At 71.3% G+C, this 19,539-nt stretch carries 15 protein-coding genes; 6 read left to right on the top strand and 9 right to left on the bottom strand.

The genetic code is table 11. The features are described from left to right. Window position 1: 1 nt before the first annotated feature. From ACFTQE_RS14535 to bla, 3 genes are all read right to left on the bottom strand, one after another. On the bottom strand, window positions 2–1,549 hold the full coding sequence (locus ACFTQE_RS14535) for a hydantoinase/oxoprolinase N-terminal domain-containing protein (protein WP_376925743.1): 1,548 nt from the start codon (window positions 1,547–1,549) through the stop codon (window positions 2–4). Between the two features lie 62 nt (window positions 1,550–1,611). Next, window positions 1,612–2,955 (bottom strand): purine-cytosine permease family protein, encoded by a 1,344-nt coding sequence (locus ACFTQE_RS14530; RefSeq protein ID WP_375838399.1) that lies wholly within the window; start codon window positions 2,953–2,955, stop codon window positions 1,612–1,614. Window positions 2,956–3,079: 124 nt separating this feature from the next. After that, window positions 3,080–3,961 carry a class A beta-lactamase gene (bla, locus tag ACFTQE_RS14525; RefSeq protein WP_376925754.1) on the bottom strand — a complete coding sequence of 294 codons (882 nt, stop codon included), beginning with the start codon at window positions 3,959–3,961 and terminating at the stop codon, window positions 3,080–3,082. 116 nt (window positions 3,962–4,077) lie between these two features. On the opposite strand from bla, the gene ACFTQE_RS14520 reads away from it, so the two are divergent. Next, window positions 4,078–5,013 carry a LysR family transcriptional regulator gene (locus tag ACFTQE_RS14520; RefSeq protein ID WP_376925742.1) on the top strand — a complete coding sequence of 312 codons (936 nt, stop codon included), beginning with the start codon at window positions 4,078–4,080 and terminating at the stop codon, window positions 5,011–5,013. Then, entirely contained in the window at window positions 5,003–5,908 is a 906-nt protein-coding gene (locus ACFTQE_RS14515; protein ID WP_376925741.1) for a serine hydrolase, read from the top strand. The genes ACFTQE_RS14520 and ACFTQE_RS14515 overlap by 11 nt, the downstream gene beginning before the upstream one ends. Window positions 5,909–5,933: 25 nt before the next feature. On the opposite strand, the gene ACFTQE_RS14510 is transcribed toward ACFTQE_RS14515, so the two are convergent. The 3 genes from ACFTQE_RS14510 to msrB all read right to left on the bottom strand — a co-directional run bounded on the left by ACFTQE_RS14510 (window position 5,934) and on the right by msrB (window position 8,523). After that, entirely contained in the window at window positions 5,934–7,406 is a 1,473-nt protein-coding gene (locus ACFTQE_RS14510; RefSeq protein ID WP_376925740.1) for a carboxylesterase/lipase family protein, read from the bottom strand. Window positions 7,407–7,543: 137 nt separating this feature from the next. Beyond that, window positions 7,544–8,065, bottom strand: coding sequence for a peptide-methionine (S)-S-oxide reductase MsrA (msrA, locus tag ACFTQE_RS14505; RefSeq protein ID WP_376925739.1), 522 nt, complete (start codon window positions 8,063–8,065; stop codon window positions 7,544–7,546). After that, on the bottom strand, window positions 8,062–8,523 hold the full coding sequence (gene msrB, locus ACFTQE_RS14500; RefSeq protein WP_376925738.1) for a peptide-methionine (R)-S-oxide reductase MsrB: 462 nt from the start codon (window positions 8,521–8,523) through the stop codon (window positions 8,062–8,064). The genes msrA and msrB overlap by 4 nt, the downstream gene beginning before the upstream one ends. Before the next feature lie 222 nt (window positions 8,524–8,745). Here msrB and ACFTQE_RS14495 point away from each other — a divergent pair, with 222 nt between their 5' ends. Further along, complete coding sequence (locus ACFTQE_RS14495; RefSeq protein WP_376925737.1) at window positions 8,746–10,149, top strand: hypothetical protein; 1,404 nt, start codon at window positions 8,746–8,748, stop codon at window positions 10,147–10,149. A 130-nt stretch (window positions 10,150–10,279) separates the two neighbouring features. Then, the gene (gene metH / locus ACFTQE_RS14490) at window positions 10,280–13,852 is read left to right on the top strand and encodes a methionine synthase (RefSeq protein WP_376925753.1); all 3,573 of its coding nucleotides are present in this window, start codon (window positions 10,280–10,282) and stop codon (window positions 13,850–13,852) included. A gap of 21 nt (window positions 13,853–13,873) precedes the next feature. On the opposite strand, the gene ACFTQE_RS14485 is transcribed toward metH, so the two are convergent. From ACFTQE_RS14485 to ACFTQE_RS14475, 3 genes are read right to left on the bottom strand one after another with little or no spacing between them, the layout of a single operon-like run. After that, entirely contained in the window at window positions 13,874–14,761 is an 888-nt protein-coding gene (locus ACFTQE_RS14485) for an ECF transporter S component (RefSeq protein WP_376925736.1), read from the bottom strand. Further along, window positions 14,758–16,722 (bottom strand): ATP-binding cassette domain-containing protein, encoded by a 1,965-nt coding sequence (locus ACFTQE_RS14480; protein ID WP_376925735.1) that lies wholly within the window; start codon window positions 16,720–16,722, stop codon window positions 14,758–14,760. The genes ACFTQE_RS14485 and ACFTQE_RS14480 overlap by 4 nt, the downstream gene beginning before the upstream one ends. Continuing rightward, the gene (locus tag ACFTQE_RS14475) at window positions 16,719–17,252 is read right to left on the bottom strand and encodes a hypothetical protein (protein ID WP_376925734.1); all 534 of its coding nucleotides are present in this window, start codon (window positions 17,250–17,252) and stop codon (window positions 16,719–16,721) included. Before ACFTQE_RS14475 ends, ACFTQE_RS14480 begins: the two co-directional genes overlap by 4 nt. Window positions 17,253–17,589: 337 nt before the next feature. Here ACFTQE_RS14475 and ACFTQE_RS14470 point away from each other — a divergent pair, with 337 nt between their 5' ends. After that, window positions 17,590–18,396: a hypothetical protein gene (locus ACFTQE_RS14470; protein WP_376925733.1), complete on the top strand. Its 807-nt coding sequence runs from the start codon at window positions 17,590–17,592 to the stop codon at window positions 18,394–18,396. Between the two features lie 301 nt (window positions 18,397–18,697). Then, a complete protein-coding gene (locus ACFTQE_RS14465) occupies window positions 18,698–19,507 on the top strand; it encodes a lytic transglycosylase domain-containing protein (protein WP_376925732.1) in 810 nt (269 codons plus the stop codon). Window positions 19,508–19,539 lie beyond the last annotated feature (32 nt).

The raw sequence follows: 19,539 nt of genomic DNA, 5'->3' as shown, positions 1-19,539 counted from the left end.
GTCACGCCCCCATGTCGAGGTCGCCGACGGCCTTGACGCGGATGCGCGTGGCGTTGCCCGGCAGGTACGGGATGGGGACCTCGTCGAAGTCGACGATCGCGACCGACCTGGGCGAGGCGCCGGCGGCGATCGCCTTGTCGACGGCCTCGGCGCGCACCGCGGCGAGCGCCTCTTCGCGGCGGCCCGGCTCGATCGCGTAGACCTTGTCGATCTCGCCACCCACCTGGGCGATCGAGGCGCCGATCGCGTTCGCGACGGCGTAGTTCTCGGGTCGGTGCACCCCGCCGAAGAGCGGCAGGGCATCGGGCAGCAGGATCGAGCCGCCGCCGACGGCGACGACCGGGATCGGCTCGGGGGAGGTGCGCATGCGGTCGACGGCCTCGGCGACGCGTTCCGCGATGCGTGCGAGCACGCGCTCGACGAGCGCCGGATCGAGGTGCGCGACCTTCGAGGCGTCGCCCACCTCGGCGCGGCCCGCGGCGACCGCGATGTCGGTCGCGGTCAGGGTCGAGCCGCCGAAGACCAGTGCCTCGGTCGTGAGGCGGTAGCCGACCGACTCCGGGCCGACCTCGCCCGTCTCGACGTCGACGATGCTGCCGCCGCCGATGCCGAGCGAGAGCACGTCGGGCATGCGGAAGTTCGTGCGGATGCCCGCGACCTTGACCTCGTTCGACGTCTCGCGCGGGAAGCCGTTGATGAGCAGGCCGATGTCGGCGGTCGTGCCCCCGACGTCGACGACGGCGCAGGTGTCGAGGCCGCTCGTGAGGGCGGCGCCGCGCATCGAGTTCGTCGGGCCCGACGCGAAGGTGGCGACGGGGTAGAGGCGCACGTAGTCCTCGTCCATGAGGGTGCCGTCGTTCTGGCTGAGGAAGATGGGCGCCTCGATGCCCTGCTTGCGCACGGCGGCGGTGAGGCCGTCGACGATCTCCGACGCGAGTTCGCGCAGCGCCGCGTTGATGATCGTCGCGTTCTCGCGCTCGAGCAGGCCGATGCGGCCGATCTCGTGCGAGAGCGAGATGGCGACGTCGGGTCCGAGCTCCTCGGCGATGATGCGGCCGGCCTCGACCTCGAGGTCGTGGTTGACCGGGCTGAACACCGAGGAGATCGCGACCGAGCGGATGCCGTTGGCCTTCATGTCCGCAGCGTGGCCGCGCAGCTCCTCGGGGTCGAGCGGGGAGATCGGGCGGCCGTCGAACTCGTAGCCGCCGTGCGCGAGGTAGCTCTTCGCGTTGATCGCCTCGACGAGCGGCGCCGGCCAGTCGACGAGCGGCGGCAGCGCCTTCGTCGCGGGCAGGCCGAGACGGAGGGCCGCCGTCGGGGCGAGGCGCTTGGCCTGCACGAGGGCGTTGATGAAGTGGGTCGTGCCGATCATGACCGCGTCGATGTCGGTGCCCGCGAATGCGTGGCCCGATCGCAGGTCTTCGATCGCCTGCACGATGCCGCTCGTGACATCCGGGGTGGTGGAGTGCTTGACGCCCGCGAGTACTCGCGTGCCGTCCATGAGCACTGCGTCCGTGTTGGTGCCGCCGACGTCGATGCCGATATGCATGGTTCTCGCTTTCTGGGTGGTGCGTGTGGTGCGTGTGATGCGAAGTTCGGAGGTGGTCGAGATTAGGAGCGGGCCGAGACCTGCTCGACGGGCGCCTCGACCTGGTTGGTGCGTGCGGTGCCGATGCCCCGCACCCAGCCGAGCTTGCCGGCGACGATGTAGAGCACCATCGACACGACGAGCGAGAGCACGGGCGGAATGCCCCACGTGACGAAGTAGCCGACGAGCGCGGAGACCACCCAGATGACGATCGTCGCCGGCACGATGCGCGGGGCGGTCACGGGGAGCCGGCCGGACTCGCGCGTCTCGTCGAGGTCGGTGCGCCAGCGCTTCACCACGAAGTACTCGGCGACCATGATGCCTGCGATGGGCGGGAAGGCGACGCCCAGGATGATGAGGAACTCGGTGAACTGACCGAGGATGCCGACGGCGGCCAGCACCGAGCCCACGACGCCGAGCACGATCGTCGTGGTCACGCGGTGCAGGTTGCGGTTGAAGGCCGTCGAGATGAAGTTGACGAGGCCGAGCGTCGAGGAGTACAGGTTCCAGTCGTTGATCTTCAGCGTGCCCGTGATCACGATGATGAGGCCGACGAAGCCGATCGACGAGGTCACGATGGCGACGATGTTGCCGGAGGCGGCCGCGTGGGCGAGGAGCACGCCGGCGAGGCCGATCACGAACTCGCCGAGGCTGACGCCGACGACGGTCTGCTTGATGACGTCGGCCTTCGAACGATTGAAGCGCGTCATGTCGGCGGTGATGATCGCGCCGACGATGAGGCCGCCGGCGACGATGCCGGTTCCGGTCCAGACGCTCATGGCGGGCCCGGGGGCCGGGCCGGTGAGGAGCTCCACGATGTCGTGCTGCGCGAGCTCGCTGATGACCGACCAGCCCACGAGGATCAGGAACAGCGGCACCGTGATGTTGGCGAGCCACTGCATGCCCTTGAAGCCGAACGCGACGATCGCAGTCACGACGAGGCCGAAGATGAGGCTCCACGCCCAGGCGGGCATGACGCCCGGCATGAGCACGTCGAGCGACTCGGCCGAGATGGCGCTCTGGATGCCGAACCAGCCGATCAGGCTGATGCCGATCGCGAGGCCGACGAGCGAGGCGCCGATCTCGCCGAAGCCGGTCCAGCGCGCCAGCAGTGCCGTGTTCAGGCCCTCCTTCTGGCCGATGATGCCGACGATGCACATGATCACCTCGAGGATGATCGAGCCGAGCAGCAGCGCGAGCGCCGCCTCTCCGAACGTCATGCTGTACCCGAGGGTGGCGCCGAGCAGGAACTGCGAGAGTGCCGAGACCTGTCCGAACCGCTGCACCGCGATGCCGAACCAGGGCTTCTGCGCCTCGGGGGTGACACGGGAGAGGGCGAAGTCGTCTGCGTGAGCCAAGCGAGCCATGAGCGTCCTTCAAGCTGGGGGAACGTTTTCGCTCACGTTAGTCACGGGAGGACTGCCACCCCATGTGCAGGGTGCACGAAGATGAACGTCGAATCGACACTCTGCACATGGGGCGCTTCGTTCGTCAGACTGCGACGATGAGCCGCGTGACGTCGGCGAGCACGTCGTGGTTGCTCGGCGCGTCGGCGCGGTCGGTGCGCGTCAGGATCGCGAGCGTGAGCGCCTGCTCTCCTGGACGCCAGACGACGCCGGCGTCGTTGACGACGCCGTAGCCGCCGAGGCCGGTCTTGTCGGCGAGCTCGAACGGCGGGGTCAGGCCCGCGAGGATCCGCTTGCCTGAGGTCGTGTTCCGCAGCATCCATTCCTGCAGACGTGCGGTGGTGAGGGCGCCGGCGCCCTGGTCGACGAGCAGCAGCTGGAAGAGCATCGCGATGTCGTCGGGCGTGGAGGTGTCGCGCTCATCGCCGGGCGTCGCCTCGTTGACCTCCGGCTCGGGTCGGTCGAGCCGGGTTCGGCTCGCTCCGAGGGAGCGGGCGAAGGTGGTCACCGCCTGCGGGCCGCCGAGCTCGCGGAGCAGCAGGTTGCCGGCCGTGTTGTCGCTGAACCGCAACGCGGCGTCGGCCATCTGTTCCGGCGTCGCCGTCCACGACGTGGTGTCGAGCTTCGTCGAATCGCCCACGACGTCGCCATCGGTGAACGGGATCGGCCGCGTCCAGTACTCCTCGTCGTACCCGCGCGCCCGGACGAGCGCGCCCGCGGCGAGGGTCTTGAACACGGAGCACATCGGGAAGCGCTCGTCGCCGCGGTACCGGAAGGCCCGCCGCGAGTCGTGCCACAGCGCGGTGACGCCGATGGTGACGGATGTCGCCCGCTCGAGCTCCGCGATGGCCTCGGCGAGCCGTCGGTGGCCGCCGACGGCGGGTGCGGACGGTGCTGCGAACGCGGGCGCCGCCGAGAATGCGGTGGCCGCCGCGCCGGCCGTGGTGAGGCCGCCGATGGCGAGCATGGATCGTCGGGAGAGCTGGCTGGAATTCGGTCGAGTGGTCATGTCCGGGAGTCTGTCGGCGACCCGTCGATGCAGGCAAAGGCCGTATGGACCCGATCGATGCAAGAATCGCATGCATGGCACGACACCTCGATCTGCGGGCCGCGTGCGAGGCGTTCGTGTCCGTCGCCGAACGCGAGAGCTTCACGGCCGGCGCGATCGGGGCCGGTGTCACCCAATCCGTGGCGAGTCGGCGCATCGCGGCGCTCGAGGCGCACCTCGGAGCACGTCTCTTCGAGCGCACCTCGCGCCGCGTGGTGCTGACCGAGTTCGGTCGAGGGGTGTTGCCGAGCGCGGTCAAGCTCGTCGACGCCGCCCTCGAACTCTCCGAGGACGCCGAGCGGTCGCACCGGCTGCCGGTGACGGTTGGCGTGCCGCACGCCTTCGGGCAGGCAGCTGCGGCGACGATCGCCGCCGCCGCAGCCGGTCGATCGATGACGGTCGAGTTCGTGCCCGGACTCCCCGCAGAGCGGGAGGCGGCGTTCGCGGCCGGGCGCACCTCGCTCAGCATCGACCCCGTGGCTCCCGACCGGGCACGATGGGCGACGGCCCTCGGGGTCGGTGTCGCCGGGCCGAGCCTCGCCGAGGGCGACTTCTTCGTCACCGAGTTGCGGCCGCGCCGCGGCATCCGCTCGCTCGTCAGGATCTGGCTGCAACCCGAGGACGACGTGCCGCACGTCCGCGATCGCCTCGAGCGGGTGCGGAACGGCGCCGGACTCGCGCCGGCACAGCTCCGAACCGCGCCGTCGCTCATCACCGCGATGTCGGCAGCGCTCGGCGGCGACGTGGTGCTCTGCACGAGCGCCGAAGCCGGCGCGTTCGGGCTGCGATGGCGAGCGCTCGGCGATCTGCGACTCGTGCGCGGATACGCCATCGCAGCTCGCGAACGGGAGCTCGGCTCGCGGTTCCTCGAGGTCGCGGGTGCGCGGGTCGCCGAACTGCTGCAGTCCGACGCGGTCGCCGGCAGCGAGAGCTTGGCCCTGCCGACGCCGAGCGGCACACGTGCAGACTGATCGCGCCGTGCTCCGCGACGCCGCCGAGGTCCTGCGCTCGGCGGGGCTCCGCGCATCGATCGTCGTGCGCGACCTCGAGAGCGGTCGCCAGCTGTCGATCGCCGCCGACGAGGCCTACCCCCTCGCCTCCGTCGTCAAGCTCCCGCTCGCGCTCGCCGTGCTGCAGCGCATCGACGAGGGCGTGCTCGACGCGGCTCGGCCGGTGACCCTCGCGCCCGAGGATCGAACGCCGGGACAGACCGGATACAGCCGATTCCGTCATTCGACGACCGTGTCGATCGAGGACCTGCTCTACATGGCCGTCTGCCTCAGCGACGACACGGCGGCCGATGCGCTGTTCGGACTCTGCCCACCGGCCGCGGTCACCGCATCGCTGCGCGAGACGGGCATCGCCGGCATCACCGTGCGGCACTCGATCAGCGAGCTGCACCGCACCCTCGCGAGCGTGCTGCCGCCCGAGCAGATGCCGCAGGCGCTCTCCCTCGCCATCCGGGCGTCGACCCGCGGCGGCGGCCACCTGATTCCCCAGCTCGACGTCTCGAGCGCGAACGCGGGCACCGCGCACGCGTGCGTCGAGCTCCTCGACCGCATCTGGCGGTCACCGGCACTCCACCCTCAGAGGGATCGGCTGCGCAGCCTCCTGGCGATGAACGTCATGCGCCAGCGACTCGCTCCCGACCTCGAGTCCGACGACGCCGCGTGGCACTCGAAGACGGGAACGTTCCTGCACCTGCGCCACGAGGTCGGCGTGCTCGAACACGCCGACGGTCGCGCGCTCGCCATCGCGGTGCTCAGCGAGTCGTCGGTTCCGGCGCAGCGCCAGCCCGCCGCCGAACAGGCGTTGGGTCTGGCCGCGAAGCTGTTGCACGATCGGGTCCGCTCGGCGGCCGCCTGACGCGCCGAGCTGACCCGCTGCCGTCTCAGCCGCCGAGCTCCTGCAGCTCGTCGAGACGGGGCGCCGGCACGACCGGGTCGCCGTCGCCGTCGAACACGCGCACCGGGCGCTCGGCGCTCCAGGGCGACCAGCCGGGATCGCCCGATACGGCGAACGCGATCCATGCGCCGTGCATCGCCGAGGCGAGCGACTGCGGAGCGGATGCCCCGGCGAGCGCCACGGAGTCGGGCACCGCGAGGCCGTCGAAGACGAAGCCGAGCTCCACCGCGTGCGCCGCGCCGAGCTCCCGCACCGGGCTCCGCCACGCGAACTCGTAGACCCACGTCGGTGCGCCCGCCGCCGCCCGCGCATCGGCCACCCGGTACTCGGAGCGACGCAGCAGCACGTCGGTGAGGATCGCGCCGAAGACCTCGCCGTGCTTCGCTCCCGGTCGGTTCGCGCGATACCGTCGCACCGCTGCCGCGGAGATCTTCGCGGCGCGACGGCCGATGGCGAGGTGCAGCCGCGTGATCTTGTCGACGGCGCCGCTCGGCACGAGCCAGAGGCGGTACTCCTCGGTCGTCGTGCCGATGAGGAGCGGCACGTTGGAGGAGGCGCCGGCCGCGAACGCGTCGGAGGGAGAGACCGGCACGAGCTCCTCGTCGATCGCGATGGTGAACGCGGGACCACCGCCGAGCGGGGAGGCGCCCGCGATCACCTTGGCCTGCGCGGCCACCAGACGATCGGGCTCGACCGCCGCGAACGCGTCGCGCGTCGCCGCGATGCCGAGCTCACGGGCGATGAGCGCGGTGATCCTGCCCGCATCGGCCGGCGCCTTCGCCTCGAGCGGCCCGCTCATGACGATCGCCCGCTGCATCACCTCGCTCGCGACCGGCGACGCCGCGAGCGCTGCGACGGTCGCGCCGCCCGCCGACTGCCCGAAGACCGTGACCCGGGCGGGGTCGCCGCCGAACGCCGCGATCTCGCGCTGCACCCAGCGCAGCGCCGCGAGCTGGTCGTGCAGGCCGAGGTTCAGGGGAGCGCCCTCGAGCACCGAGAAGCCCTCGGTGCCGAGGCGGTAGTTGACGGAGACGAACACCACGCCGTCGCGGGCGAAGGTCGACCCGTCGTAGCCGGGCAGCGCGTTCGACCCGTGCTTCAGCGACCCGCCGTGCATCCAGACCATGACGGGGTACGGCGTCGCCGCGGCATCCGCCGGCGACCAGATGTTGACGTTCAGGATCTCGTCGCCGGGGATCGCGACGGTGGGGAGCAGTTCGCCGAGCGCGCCGGTGTACGGCGACTGCGGAGCGGTCGGCCCGAAGGTCGTCGCGTCGCGGACGCCCGGCCAGGGTTCGACCGGAGCCGGCAGGCGGAACCGGCGCTCGCCGAAGGGCGGTGCGGCGTACGGCACTCCCAGGTGGCGGGTGATGCCGTCGACGGTCTCGCCGCGGAGGGCGCCGGTGGAGGTCTCGATGACACCCTCGAGGGGTGCCCGCTCTTCGCTGAGTGGTTGCACCAGCTCATCCTGCCGGTCGGACACCCGTCGGCGCCAGACCCGGCGCAGGACGCTCGCCGGCGCGGCGCCCGACCTGACGCCGGACGCGATCGAGCCCCGGCGATCGGTCGATCGCCGGGGCTCGGATTCACGCTGGGCTACGCAGCGGGCTCGCTGTCGCGCTTCGGCAGCTTCCAGCCCGGCCGCACGAAGTGGCACGTGTAGCCGTTCGGGTACTTCTCCAGGTAGTCCTGGTGCTCGGGCTCCGCCTCCCAGAAGGGACCGGCGGGCGCGACCTCGGTCGTCGCGGGGCCCGGCCAGAGCCCGGACGCGTCGACGTCTGCGATGGTGTCGAGGGCGACCGCCTGCTGCTCGTCGCTCGTCGGGAAGATCGCCGAGCGGTAGCTCGTGCCGATGTCGTTGCCCTGGCGGTTCAGCGTCGACGGGTCGTGGATCTGGAAGAAGAACTCGAGGAGGTCGCGGAACGACTCGACCTCGGGGTCGAACACGATCTCGATCGCCTCGGCGTGCGTGCCGTGGTTGCGGTACGTCGCGTTCGGCACGTCGCCGCCCGTGTAGCCGACGCGAGTGGTGAGCACTCCGGGGCGCTTGCGGATCAGGTCCTCCATGCCCCAGAAACAGCCGCCGGCGAGGATCGCGGTCTCGGTTCGTGCAGTCATCGTGCGTTCTCCTGGTTCTCGAACAGTGCGCGGTATCGACCGTAGCCCGCCTCGTCCAGCTCGGCGAGCGGAACGAAACGCAGGGCCGCGGAGTTCATGCAGTAGCGGAGCCCGCCCGCGTCGGCCGGGCCGTCGTCGAAGACGTGGCCGAGGTGGCTGTCGGCACCGGTCGACCGCACCTCGACGCGCTTCATGAAGAGCGAGCGGTCGGTCTTCTCGGTCACCGCATCGGGCTCGATCGGCTTCGTGAAGCTCGGCCAGCCCGATCGGCTGTCGTACTTGTCGGTCGAGGCGAACAGCGGCTGCCCCGAGACGACGTCGACGTAGATGCCGGGCTCGTGGTTGTCCCAGTACTCGTTGCGGAAGGCCGGCTCGGTGCCGTCCTCCTGGGTGACCGAGTACTGCTTCGGGGTGAGGCGGGCGATGGCCTCGGGAGTCTTCCGGTAGTCCTGTGACACGTGGTCCTCCTGATTCGGCGCCGCCGGCTGCGACGCCCACTGAGAAGAACAGCGGGGGAGCCGATGCTGTTCCGTCAGGGCCCGCTGCCAGCTGTGGGTTCGCTGAGAACGGATGCCGCATCACTCAGCGCAACCCATTGCACCGTTACCTCCCGCGCGAATGGCAGGGTTCTCCCCGAACGCGGGGTCGTGCCGGTCCCTCCCGCGCGCCACACTGGTGGGGTGCCTGCGCCTGCAGCGACGCCACGACTCTCGACCGTTCTCGGCTCTGCCGTGATCCTCGCGTCATCGGCGCTCGCGGCGCCGCCCGCCGCACTGGCCGCAACCCAGCCGCCGCCCGCCCTCGCTTCGCTGGAGGAGTGCCAGCCGACGTCGAACCTGGCCTGGCCGTACGAGGGCTTCCCCATCGAGGACAGCGCACTGCCGTCGACGGGCGCGGCGCGCATCACCGCGATCTACGCGGATTTCACCGACGTGCCGGGCGACCCTGCCACGATCGCGGCGACCGAGGAACTGCTCGGCAACGGCATCGATATCCTCGACACGCAGTCCGGTGGCCGGCTCGACCTGGAACACGAGTCCGTGACGCAGTGGTCGCGCCTTCCGATGCCCCTCACGGAGTACGTGGGGCGGCCCATGCCGCTGCTGACCGCCGCGGTCGCAGCGGTCGATGGACTCGTCGACTTCTCGGAGACGGATGTCCTCTGGCTCATCGTGCCGCCCAACAGTCTCATGGACCGATCCTTCGAGCTTCACCCGACCTTCGTCGAGAGTATGGAGGGAACGCTGACCCGGGCGGTGATCTTCGATCAGGAGAACTTCGACGCGTTCCGGGAGTGGCTGGTCGTGCACGAGAGCGGACACACCGTCGGCCTTCCCGACCTGTACGACAGCTCCGCGGGGCGCGACGACTTCGGCTACCAGTACACCGGCACCTGGGACCCGATGGGCTACGCCGCCGGCCGGGGGCGGGAGTTCTTCGGTTGGCACCTCTGGCGTCTCGGCTGGATCGACGACAGCGCAGTCTCCTGTATCGCGACCGGCACGATGAGCGTGATCACCTTGGACTCGCTCGGCCTTCGCGGACGGTCCACCATCGCAGTCGTGCGCCTGTCGGAGTTCGAGGTGCTCGTCGTCGAGTCACGTCAGCCCGATGCCTACGACGAGAACGTCGATGTCAAGCCCGGCGCGCTCGTCTCTCGAGTGCGTACCGACGTCCTCTCCGGCAACGGTCCGATCCAGGTCATGATGCCCGACGGTGCGCCGCCATTCGAGAGTCTCGGCGAATCCGCGTTGGCACCGCTCGCTCCAGGCGAGCGGTACACCGATCCGTCTGGTGTCGTCGTCGAGGCGTTGCCCCGGTCGGAGCCGGGTGCGCACCAGGACGTCGTGCGCATCGACACCCGAGCACTTGCGCCCGAGCCCGGGCCGGGCCCGACCGAGCCGCCCGCAGGCGGCGCTGCGGCCGTGCCGCCCGGTGTCGCGATCGAGCGACTGCCCGACATGGGCCCGAACGACCCCGCGGTCGGTGGGCTCACTTCAGCGCTGCTCGCCGGTGCCGGCGTCATGCTGGTCCGGCTCGGGCGCACGGCTCGCACCCGCCCCGACCGCCTGGCGAAACACTGATCCCAGACATGCCCACACATGACGGCGGCGCCGTCACACGAGGCGCGGCGAGAGCCTCGATCGTTACGATTGCCGGGTGACCCAGGCCTCAGCGCAGACGGACCCCGCCTCGACCGACATCGAGGGCGCGGTGCGACCCGAGCGGTCGGTGCACCTGCTCGAGGCACTCGCGGGGCGCGTCGTGATCGCCGACGGCGCGATGGGCACGATGCTGCAGGAGCACGACCCGAGCCTCGACGACTACCAGCAGCTCGAGGGCTGCAACGAGATCCTGAACGTCAGCCGCCCCGACATCATCGGGCGGATCCACGACGCCTACTTCGAGACCGGCATCGACGCCGTCGAGACGAACACGTTCGGGGCGAACTGGTCGAACCTCTCCGACTACGGCATCGACGACCGCATCGAGGAGCTCGCCGCCGCGGGTGCGGCGATCGCCCGCGAGCGCGCAGAGGCCTGGCAGGCGCGCGACGGGCGCGAGCGCTGGGTGCTCGGCTCCATGGGCCCGGGCACGAAACTGCCGAGCCTCGGGCACACGAGCTACGCGCACCTCAAGTCGACGTTCGCCCTGCAGGCGGAGGGCCTGATCCGCGGCGGCGCCGACGCCTTCCTCGTCGAGACCTCGCAGGACCTGCTGCAGACCAAGAGCGCCGTGAACGGCTGCAAGCAGGCGATCGCCGCCACCGGCGTGCGACTGCCGATCTTCGTCGAGGTGACCGTCGAGACGACCGGCACCATGCTCATGGGCTCCGAGATCGGCGCGGCGCTCACCGCCCTCGAACCGCTCGGCGTCGACGCGATCGGCCTGAACTGCGCGACCGGGCCCGACGAGATGAGCGAGCACCTGCGCCACCTCTCGAAGTTCTCGAACGTGCCGGTCATGTGCATGCCGAACGCGGGCCTGCCGGTGCTCGGTGCGAACGGCGCGAGCTACCCGCTCACGCCCGAAGAGCTCGCGACCGCGCACGAGCAGTTCGTGCGCGAATTCGGCCTCGGCCTCGTCGGCGGATGCTGCGGCACCACGCCGGCGCACATGAGCGCCGTCGTCGCGAGGCTCCGGGGCGCCGAGGCATCCGTTCGTCGTGTCGAAGCCGACCCCGGCGTCGCGAGCCTCTACCAGCACGTGAGCTTCGAGCAGGAGAGCTCGTACCTCGCGATCGGGGAGCGCACCAACGCCAACGGCTCGAAGGCGTTCCGCGAGGCGATGCTCGAGGAGCGATGGGACGACTGCGTCGACATCGCCCGGAACCAGGTGCGCGACGGCGCCAACCTGCTCGACGTGTGCGTCGACTACGTCGGGCGCGACGGCGTCGCCGACATCCGCGAGGTCGTCTCGCGTCTCGCGAGCGCCTCGACGCTGCCGCTCGTGGTCGACTCGACCGAGCCCGCCGTGCTGCAGGCCGGGCTCGAGCTCATCGGCGGCCGGCCGGTCGTCAACTCCGTCAACTTCGAAGACGGCGAGGGCGGCACCAGCCGCTTCGCCCGCATCATGCCGCTCGTGAAGGAGCACGGCGCCGCCGTCATCGCCCTCACGATCGACGAGGAGGGGCAGGCGCGCACCGCGGAGAACAAGGTGCGCATCGCCTCGCGGCTCGTCGACACCCTCGTCGGCGAATGGGGCATGCGCGTCGACGACATCATCGTCGACGCCCTGACCTTCCCGATCGCCACCGGGCAGGAGGAGACGCGGCGCGACGCCATCGAGACGATCGACGCGATCCGGCAGATCACCACGAAGTACCCGGGCATCAACACGACGCTCGGCGTCTCGAACGTCTCGTTCGGACTGAACCCCGCCGCGCGATCGGTGCTGAACTCGGTGTTCCTGCACGAAGCGGTCGAGGCCGGGCTCACGAGCGCGATCGTCGACGCGGCGAAGATCGTGCCGCTCGCCTCGGTGCCCGAGGACCGGCGCAAGGTCGCCCTCGACCTCGTGTGGGACCGGCGCGAGTACGACGCCGACGGCACCCTGACCTACGACCCGCTCGTGGCGATGCTCGACCTCTTCGCGGGCGTCGACATGGCCGCGATCCGCGACGCGCGTGCCGCCGAGCTCGCAGCGCTGCCCGTGGGCGAACGCCTCGAACGCCGCATCATCGACGGCGAAGCCAAGGGGCTCGAGGCCGACCTCGACCTCGCGCGGGCGGGCGGCCTCAGTGCGATCGACATCATCAACGTGCACCTGCTCGAGGGCATGAAGGTCGTCGGCGAGCGCTTCGGCTCGGGCGAGATGCAGCTGCCGTTCGTGCTGCAGTCCGCCGAGGTGATGAAGAGCGCCGTGGCCCTCCTCGAACCGCACATGGAGAAGTCGGCGGCCGGCGGCAAGGGCAAGATGGTCATCGCCACGGTGCGCGGCGACGTGCACGACATCGGCAAGAACCTCGTCGACATCATCCTCTCGAACAACGGCTACGAGGTGATCAACCTCGGCATCAAGCAGCCCATCGCCGACATCATCAAGGCAGCCGAGGAGCACGACGCCGACGTGATCGGCATGTCGGGCCTGCTCGTGAAGTCGACCGTCGTCATGAAGGAGAACCTCGAGGAGCTGAACGCCAGGGGGCTCGCCAAGCGCTGGCCCGTCATCCTCGGCGGCGCCGCGCTGACCCGCACCTACGTCGAGGACGACCTCGCCGGCATCTTCGACGGCGAGGTGCGCTACGCCCGCGACGCCTTCGAGGGCCTCGCGCTCATGGAGCCGCTCGTGGCGATCGCCCGCGGCGCCGACCCCGCAGCGGTCGGGCTGCCCGCGCTGAAGAAGCGGATCCACCGGCCGGGCCTGCTCACCGTCACCGAGCCCGAGGAGATGCCGGCACGATCGGATGTCGCAGCCGACAACCCCGTGCCGACACCGCCGTTCTGGGGCACCCGCATCGTCAAGGGCATCGCGCTCGCCGAATACTCCGCGTTCCTCGACGAGCGCGCGACCTTCATGGGGCAGTGGGGCCTGAAGCCGAGCCGCGCCGACGACGGTGCGAGCTACGACGAGCTCGTCGAGACCGAGGGGCGGCCGCGACTGCGGTACTGGCTCGACCGGATCCTCGCCGAGGGGCTGCTCGACGCCTCGGTCGCCTACGGCTACTTCCCGGTGGTCGCCGATGGCGACGACATGGTCGTGCTGCACCACGGCGACGACCCCGAGGGGCTTCTCGGCACCGCAGGACTGCTCGCCCCCGACGGCGGCTCGGGCGGTGCGATCGGCAGCGATCGGCTGCGATTCCACTTTCCGCGGCAGCGCCGTGATCGTCACCTCTGCCTCGCCGACTTCGTGCGCTCGAGGGACTCGGGGCAGGTCGACGTCGTGGCCGTGCAGCTCGTGACGGCGGGACAGCGGGTCAGCGAGGCGACGGCGAAGATCTTCGCCGAGAACCGCTACCGCGAATACCTCGAGCTCAACGGCCTCGCGATGCAGCTCACCGAGGCGCTCGCCGAGTACTGGCACTCGCGAGTGCGCGACGAACTGGGTCTCGGCGGCGAGGACCCCGACGACGTCGCCGGGCTCTTCAAGCTGCACTACCGGGGTGCGCGCTTCTCGCTCGGCTATCCGGCGTGCCCCGACATGGAAGACCGTCGCAAGGTCGTCGAGCTGCTGAAGCCCGAGCGCATGGGCGTCGTGCTCTCGGAGGAGCTGCAGCTGCACCCCGAGCAGTCGACCGACGCGTTCGTCTTCCATCACCCCGAGGCGAAGTACTTCTCGGTCTAGGAGCGGGGCCGGGGTCGCGGTCTAGGGGCGCCGGGCCGAGCGGCGGTGCGACGGCAGCTTCGCGCGCCGGAGCGAGGCGAGCACGGCCGGGCCGATCAGGGCGATGCCGACGACGGTCGTGACCGCGCGCACCGTGTCCCAGGTGAGCGTCGAGGTCACGAGCGAGTACAGCGCGAACGAGGCGAGGTTCTCGCCGATCGGCGCCGCTCCGTCATAGGAGATGTCGGTGCCCATGCCCACCGCGAACGGCCAGAACCAGAGGTTCATCACGAGGCCGAACGCGTAGGAGGCGACCACTCCGTAGGCCGCGAGCATGGCGATCTCGAGGGCGGTCGCGCGGCGCACGCCCGCCGTGGTCGCCGCGCGCGGGCGGATCGCCGGCAGCAGGCCGGCACCGGCGGCGACCCACGCGCACGCGAACATCTGGAACGGCGTCCACGGACCGATGCCGCCCCAGAGCACCGATGACACGGCGATCGTGAGCATGCCGAGCAGGAAGCCGAACCGGGCGCCGAACGCCCGCCCGGCGAGGATCAGCAGGACGAAGACGGCCTCGATGCCGCCGACACCGGCTCCCGCGATGCGGATGCCGGCGCCGATCGCGGCGAGCACGCCGAGCAGCGCCACCGCCTTCGCCGAGTGCATCTGCCGATCGAGGGCGGCGAGCACGACGGCGATGACGGCGGGGAGCACCGCGAAGGCCACGAACGGCGCAGCGCGCTGCGCGTCCGCCGGCACCGCCGTCGCGACGAGCGGCCAGCCGAAGGCGGCGAGGGCGAGGGTGCTGCCGGCGAGGAGCGCCGCGGTGGTGATGCGCTCGCGACGAAGGACGGCGCGGTCTCGAGGGGAGCCGTCGACGCCACCGTCGCGAGCGACGTGCCGGTCGGATCGGGGCTCGACGGCGGTCACGAGACCACCGCCGCCGTGACGAGCGGAGCGGGTGAGACCACGCCTCGCACGATCGTGAGCTCACGGCTCGCGAACCGAGTGGCGAACTCGCGATCGTGCGTCGCGAACAGCACGACGCGGCCATCGCTCGCCGCCGTGACGAGCGTTTCGCCCACGAGAGCTCGCGCCGCCGCGTCGAGTCCTCGCGCCGGTTCGTCGACGAGCAGCGCGGCGGGGGAGGGAGCGAGCTGGATCGCGATCGCGAGGCACAGCCGCTCGCCCGCCGAGAGGTCCCGAGGATGCCGCAGGAGCATGCCCTCGTCGAGGTCGCGGCCGAGCAACGCCGCGAACGTCTGCACGGTCGGCGTCGCCGGCCGATTCCGACGATCGGCCCGGTGGCACTCGGCGGCGACCGTCGTGCTGAAGAAGAGATCGTCGAACTGCTCGGGAACGAGCGAGATCGCGCGTCGCCGCGCCGCCGGGTCGAGGGCGGCGACGTCTGCGCCGCCGATCGTGACCGAGCCCGCGGCATCCGGCACCGCCATCGCCCCCAGCAGGCTGGACTTGCCCGCGCCGTTCGCGCCGGTGATCGCGACGGCCTCCCCGGCGCACAGCGTGAACCGCGCATCGTGGACCGCGACGGTGTCGCCGTGCCGAGCGTCGAGGCCCTGCACCGAGACGAGCGGATGCCCCGTCGCGGGCGCGGTCCGACCGTCGCCGTCCGCCCGGGAGGACAGCAGGCTCGCCGGTGCCGGTGCCGGTGCCGGTGCCGGTGCCACGCCCGTTACGACGCGCCCGCCGTCGATCGCGACCCAGGAGTCGGCGATGCCGCGCCACTCGCCGGTGGCATGCTCGGCGACGACGACGCTCGTGCCCGACTCGTGCGCGACCCGGTCGAGCACCTCGCACACGAGACGTCGCGCCGCCGAGTCGAGTTCGGCGAGCGGTTCATCGACGAGCAGCAGGGCCGGGCGGGAGACGAGTGCCGCTGCGATCGCGACGAGCGTCGCCTCGCCGGCGGAGAGCGCGGTGACGGGTCGCCCGAACAGCCGGGCGATGCCGAGCTCGTCGGCCGTCTGTCGCGCGCGCTCATCGACGATCGCGGCGTCGATGCCCTGCGTCGCGAGCGCGAAGCCGATCTCGTCGCGCACGGTCTCGGCCACGAACGAGAGCCGCACGTGCTGGGCGACGACGCCGACGCAGCCGGCCGTCTCGCGCGGCGGGAATCGGCGGCGATCGAGCCCGCCGATCTCGATGCGCCCGCCCTGGTGTCCGCCCTCGAAGTGCTGGAAGAGTCCGCTCATCGCGTCGAGCAGGCTCGACTTGCCCGAGCCCGTCGCGCCCGACACGACCACGAGGCTGCCCGGCGCGAGGTCGAGATCGACGTCGTCGAGGCGCCAGGCACCGCCCTGATCGAGTGAGACCGCGGTGAGTCGCGCGGGCCGGTCGGCATCGCCGGTCGGTCGGGCGGATGCCGCGAATCCGCGCACCTCCATCGACGCGGCGAGGGCGAGGGCCCGTTCGACCGTGTGCTCGAACACGGGCACGAGCAGGGCCGCCGGGCCGCGCTCGCCTCGGAGTGCGGCGGCACGACGCATCTGCCGCACCGACTGCGCGAGCGCCGGCGCGGTGGCCCAGGCGATGACGAGCGCGCGGGAGACGGCGCGGATCGGGCCGCGGGTCGAACCGAGCACGAAGAGACGCTGCACGTCGATGATCGCGTTGAGCACGCCGAACGCGAGGATCACGGCTGCGAACGGCAGCGCGCTGACCACGGCGTTCCAGACGCCGCCGCTCGTGATCGGCCCGAAGAGCGCGATGTGCGCGAACGGGCCGTCGAGCGGAACCCTCGGCAGGTCGATGAGCAGCACTCCGCCACCCGAGGTTCCGCCGAACGCCATGCGGTAGACGACGCGCGACACCACGAACACCGCCGCGACGATCGCCGCCGCCCGCAGTGGTGCCGCGCGGTACCGCATCATCCGGCCGGGGTCGGAGTCTCCGTGCCGGTCGTGTAGACGAGGCCGACGGTCTGCCCCGGCTCGAGCTCGAGGGTGCCGAGTCCTTCTTGCGCGTACTCCCACTCGGCATCGGCCGAGGTCTTCACCCAGAGCGCCCAGTACGCGTAGGCGGGCGGCATCGACTGGCAGGATTCGACGAACGACGCCTCGCCCGCGACCTCGACCGTCTCATCGGGCCCGGGTCGGTCGTTCACCCGGCAGACGATCGCGTCACCCCACTCGACCGAGCCTTCGGTCGTGACACCGGCGTCGTCGAGCGCCGCGGTCGCAGCGGTCGTCGAGGTCGCGTCGACGCAGCTCGACGCGCCTTCGGCGTCGAGCGTGCCGAAGTCGACGACCACGCCGATGCCGTCGCAGTCGGCGCCGGCCTCTGCACCCGCGTCTGCGCCCGCCGTTGCGGTCGGATCGGCGGTCGGGGCGGGGGTCGCGGCGGCGCATCCGCTCAACGCGAGGACGCCGACGAGGAGGAGGGAGAGGAGGGGGGTTCGCACGACGACCACCCTACCGAGGCAAGGTTCTCCGCCCTCGTCGCATGAAACACCCCGACATGAACGGGCGTGACACCTGTCACGAAGGGGTTGCGAACCCGAGGAACCCTTCGGTTAGTCTGTGCGGATTGGCAACTTCCCGCGGGCGGAAGGCGCTCGCGGATCGTCGCACGATGGGGGATCGGCCGGTGTGTCGCGTCTCCCGCTGGGGAGAAGCATGAGCGAAGCGTCCGGAATCTCGTCCACCGCACGGCCCACGACGGGCGGAACGACCGGACCAGGCTCCCCAGGCCGGCGCCCACGACCCGCGCGCTGGCGCGCAGCGGCGTCCGGAGCCGCCGTGCTCGCACTGGCCGCCGTCGCGGGCACCGGCGTGATCTCGAACGACACCGTCGCCGAGCGTGCGCAACTGGCCGCGGAGCAGGTCGCCGAGACCGCCCAGCTCGCGGCGGCGACCGACCTCGATGCGAGCCAACTGGGCACCCACGGGGGCATCCTCGATGCGAGGGCCGCCCAGGATGCCGTCGATGCGCTGGGAGCGGCGGAGGCCGTGATCGCCGCAGCCGGCGGCAAATCGGATGCGTCGGACCTCGAGGCATCCGTCGCCGCGCTGAGGTCGTACGAGCTGCTCGCGCCGGAACGGGTCTTCGAACTCGCCGATGCGGCACGCGCCCACGCGGTCACGGTGCAGGCCGCGGTCGTGGAGTTCGACCGCGTTGCGGCGGAGCAGGCCGCTGCCGCGCAGGCTGCCGCCGAGCGTGCCGCCGCCGAACGCGCCGCGGCCGAGCGCGATGCGGCGACGCCGCCGGCGGGCGGCGGGCCCGCGCCCGCGGCGCCGGCGAACCCGAGCGAGGCGCAGGTCATCGCCCGCGACATGATGGCCGCCCGCTACGGGTGGGGCGACGACCAGTTCGGCTGCCTCGTTGAGCTCTGGAACCGGGAATCCGGGTGGAACGTCACCGCGGGCAGCCCGGGCGGCGCCTACGGGATCCCGCAGGCGCTGCCCGGCAGCAAGATGGCCTCGGCGGGCGCCGATTGGCAGACGAGCGCGGCCACGCAGATCAGCTGGGGCCTCGGGTACGTGGCCGGAAGATACGGCACGGCGTGCGGCGCGTGGGCCCATTTCCAGGCGAACAACTGGTACTGATTCCGTCGGCGGGCCGGCTTGCACAGCCGTCGGACCCGGTTCCTGATTTGGATGACTTTCACAGGGGAAGCTGAGGTTCTGTCCAGAAGGCCTCGGCAGACTGGCCACTTCGCCCGGGCGCCCCCGCCTGTGGATCGTCGAACAAGGGTCGTCCAGCGCGCAGCGCACGCCGATCCGCCTTGTGAAAGTCATGCAGAACCAGCCTTCATCTTCTGAAAACAACATCTCGTCCGAAGCCCCTGAGAACGAAGCCCTGCGCCCCCGGTCGCGCCGGAGCCGTCCCCTCTGGAGGAGCGGCCCCATGCTCGCGGCCGGTGCCGTCGTCGCCATCGGCGCCATGGTCGGCACCGGGTTCGCCGTGCAGTCCGCCGTCGCGGCCACGAACGACAGCGTCGCCGAGACCGACGCCTTGCGCGACGCCGCGAACCTCGATGTCGAGCAGCTCGGCTCGCACGCCGGCATCCTCGAGGCGCGTGCGGTCAAGACGGCGAACGACACCCTCGCCGCAGCGAACGACACGCTCGTCTCCGCGCAGGGCAAGGCGGATGCCTCGCAGCTCGCCTCGTCGGTCGCCGCCCTCGGCAACTACCGCCTGCTGACTCCCGAGCGGGTCTTCGAGCTCGCCGACCGCACCGAGGCGCACGCAGCGCCGGTGCGCGCCGCCGTGGCCGAGGTCGACCGGGTCGCCGCCGAGCAGGCTGCTGCCGCCGCTGCGGCTGCCGCGGCCGCCGCAGCTGCGGCCGCCGAGGCCGAGGCCAAGACGCCCGCGCCGTCCACCGGCTCGCGCCCGAGCGGCCCTTCGAACCCCAGCGGTGCACAGGCGATCGCCCGCGACCTCATGGCCGCCCAGTACGGATGGGGTGAGGACCAGTTCGGCTGCCTCGTCTCGCTCTGGAACAAGGAGTCCGGCTGGAACGTCTACGCCGAGAACAAGTCGAGCGGCGCCTACGGCATTCCGCAGGCACTGCCCGGCAGCAAGATGGGATCGGCCGGTAGCGACTGGCAGACCAACCCCGCCACCCAGATCACCTGGGGCCTCGGCTACATCGCCGGCCGCTACGGCACCCCGTGCGGCGCGTGGGACAAGTCGGAGTCGTCCGGCTGGTACTGATCCCCGTCGAACGAACGGCGACGACACCGGGC

The sequence above is a fragment of the Agromyces sp. NPDC056965 genome, assembly GCF_042673425.1.
Lineage (GTDB): Bacteria > Actinomycetota > Actinomycetes > Actinomycetales > Microbacteriaceae > Agromyces.
Note: the sequence above shows the minus strand (reverse complement) of the source record. Positions and strands in the feature narration are given on the sequence as shown.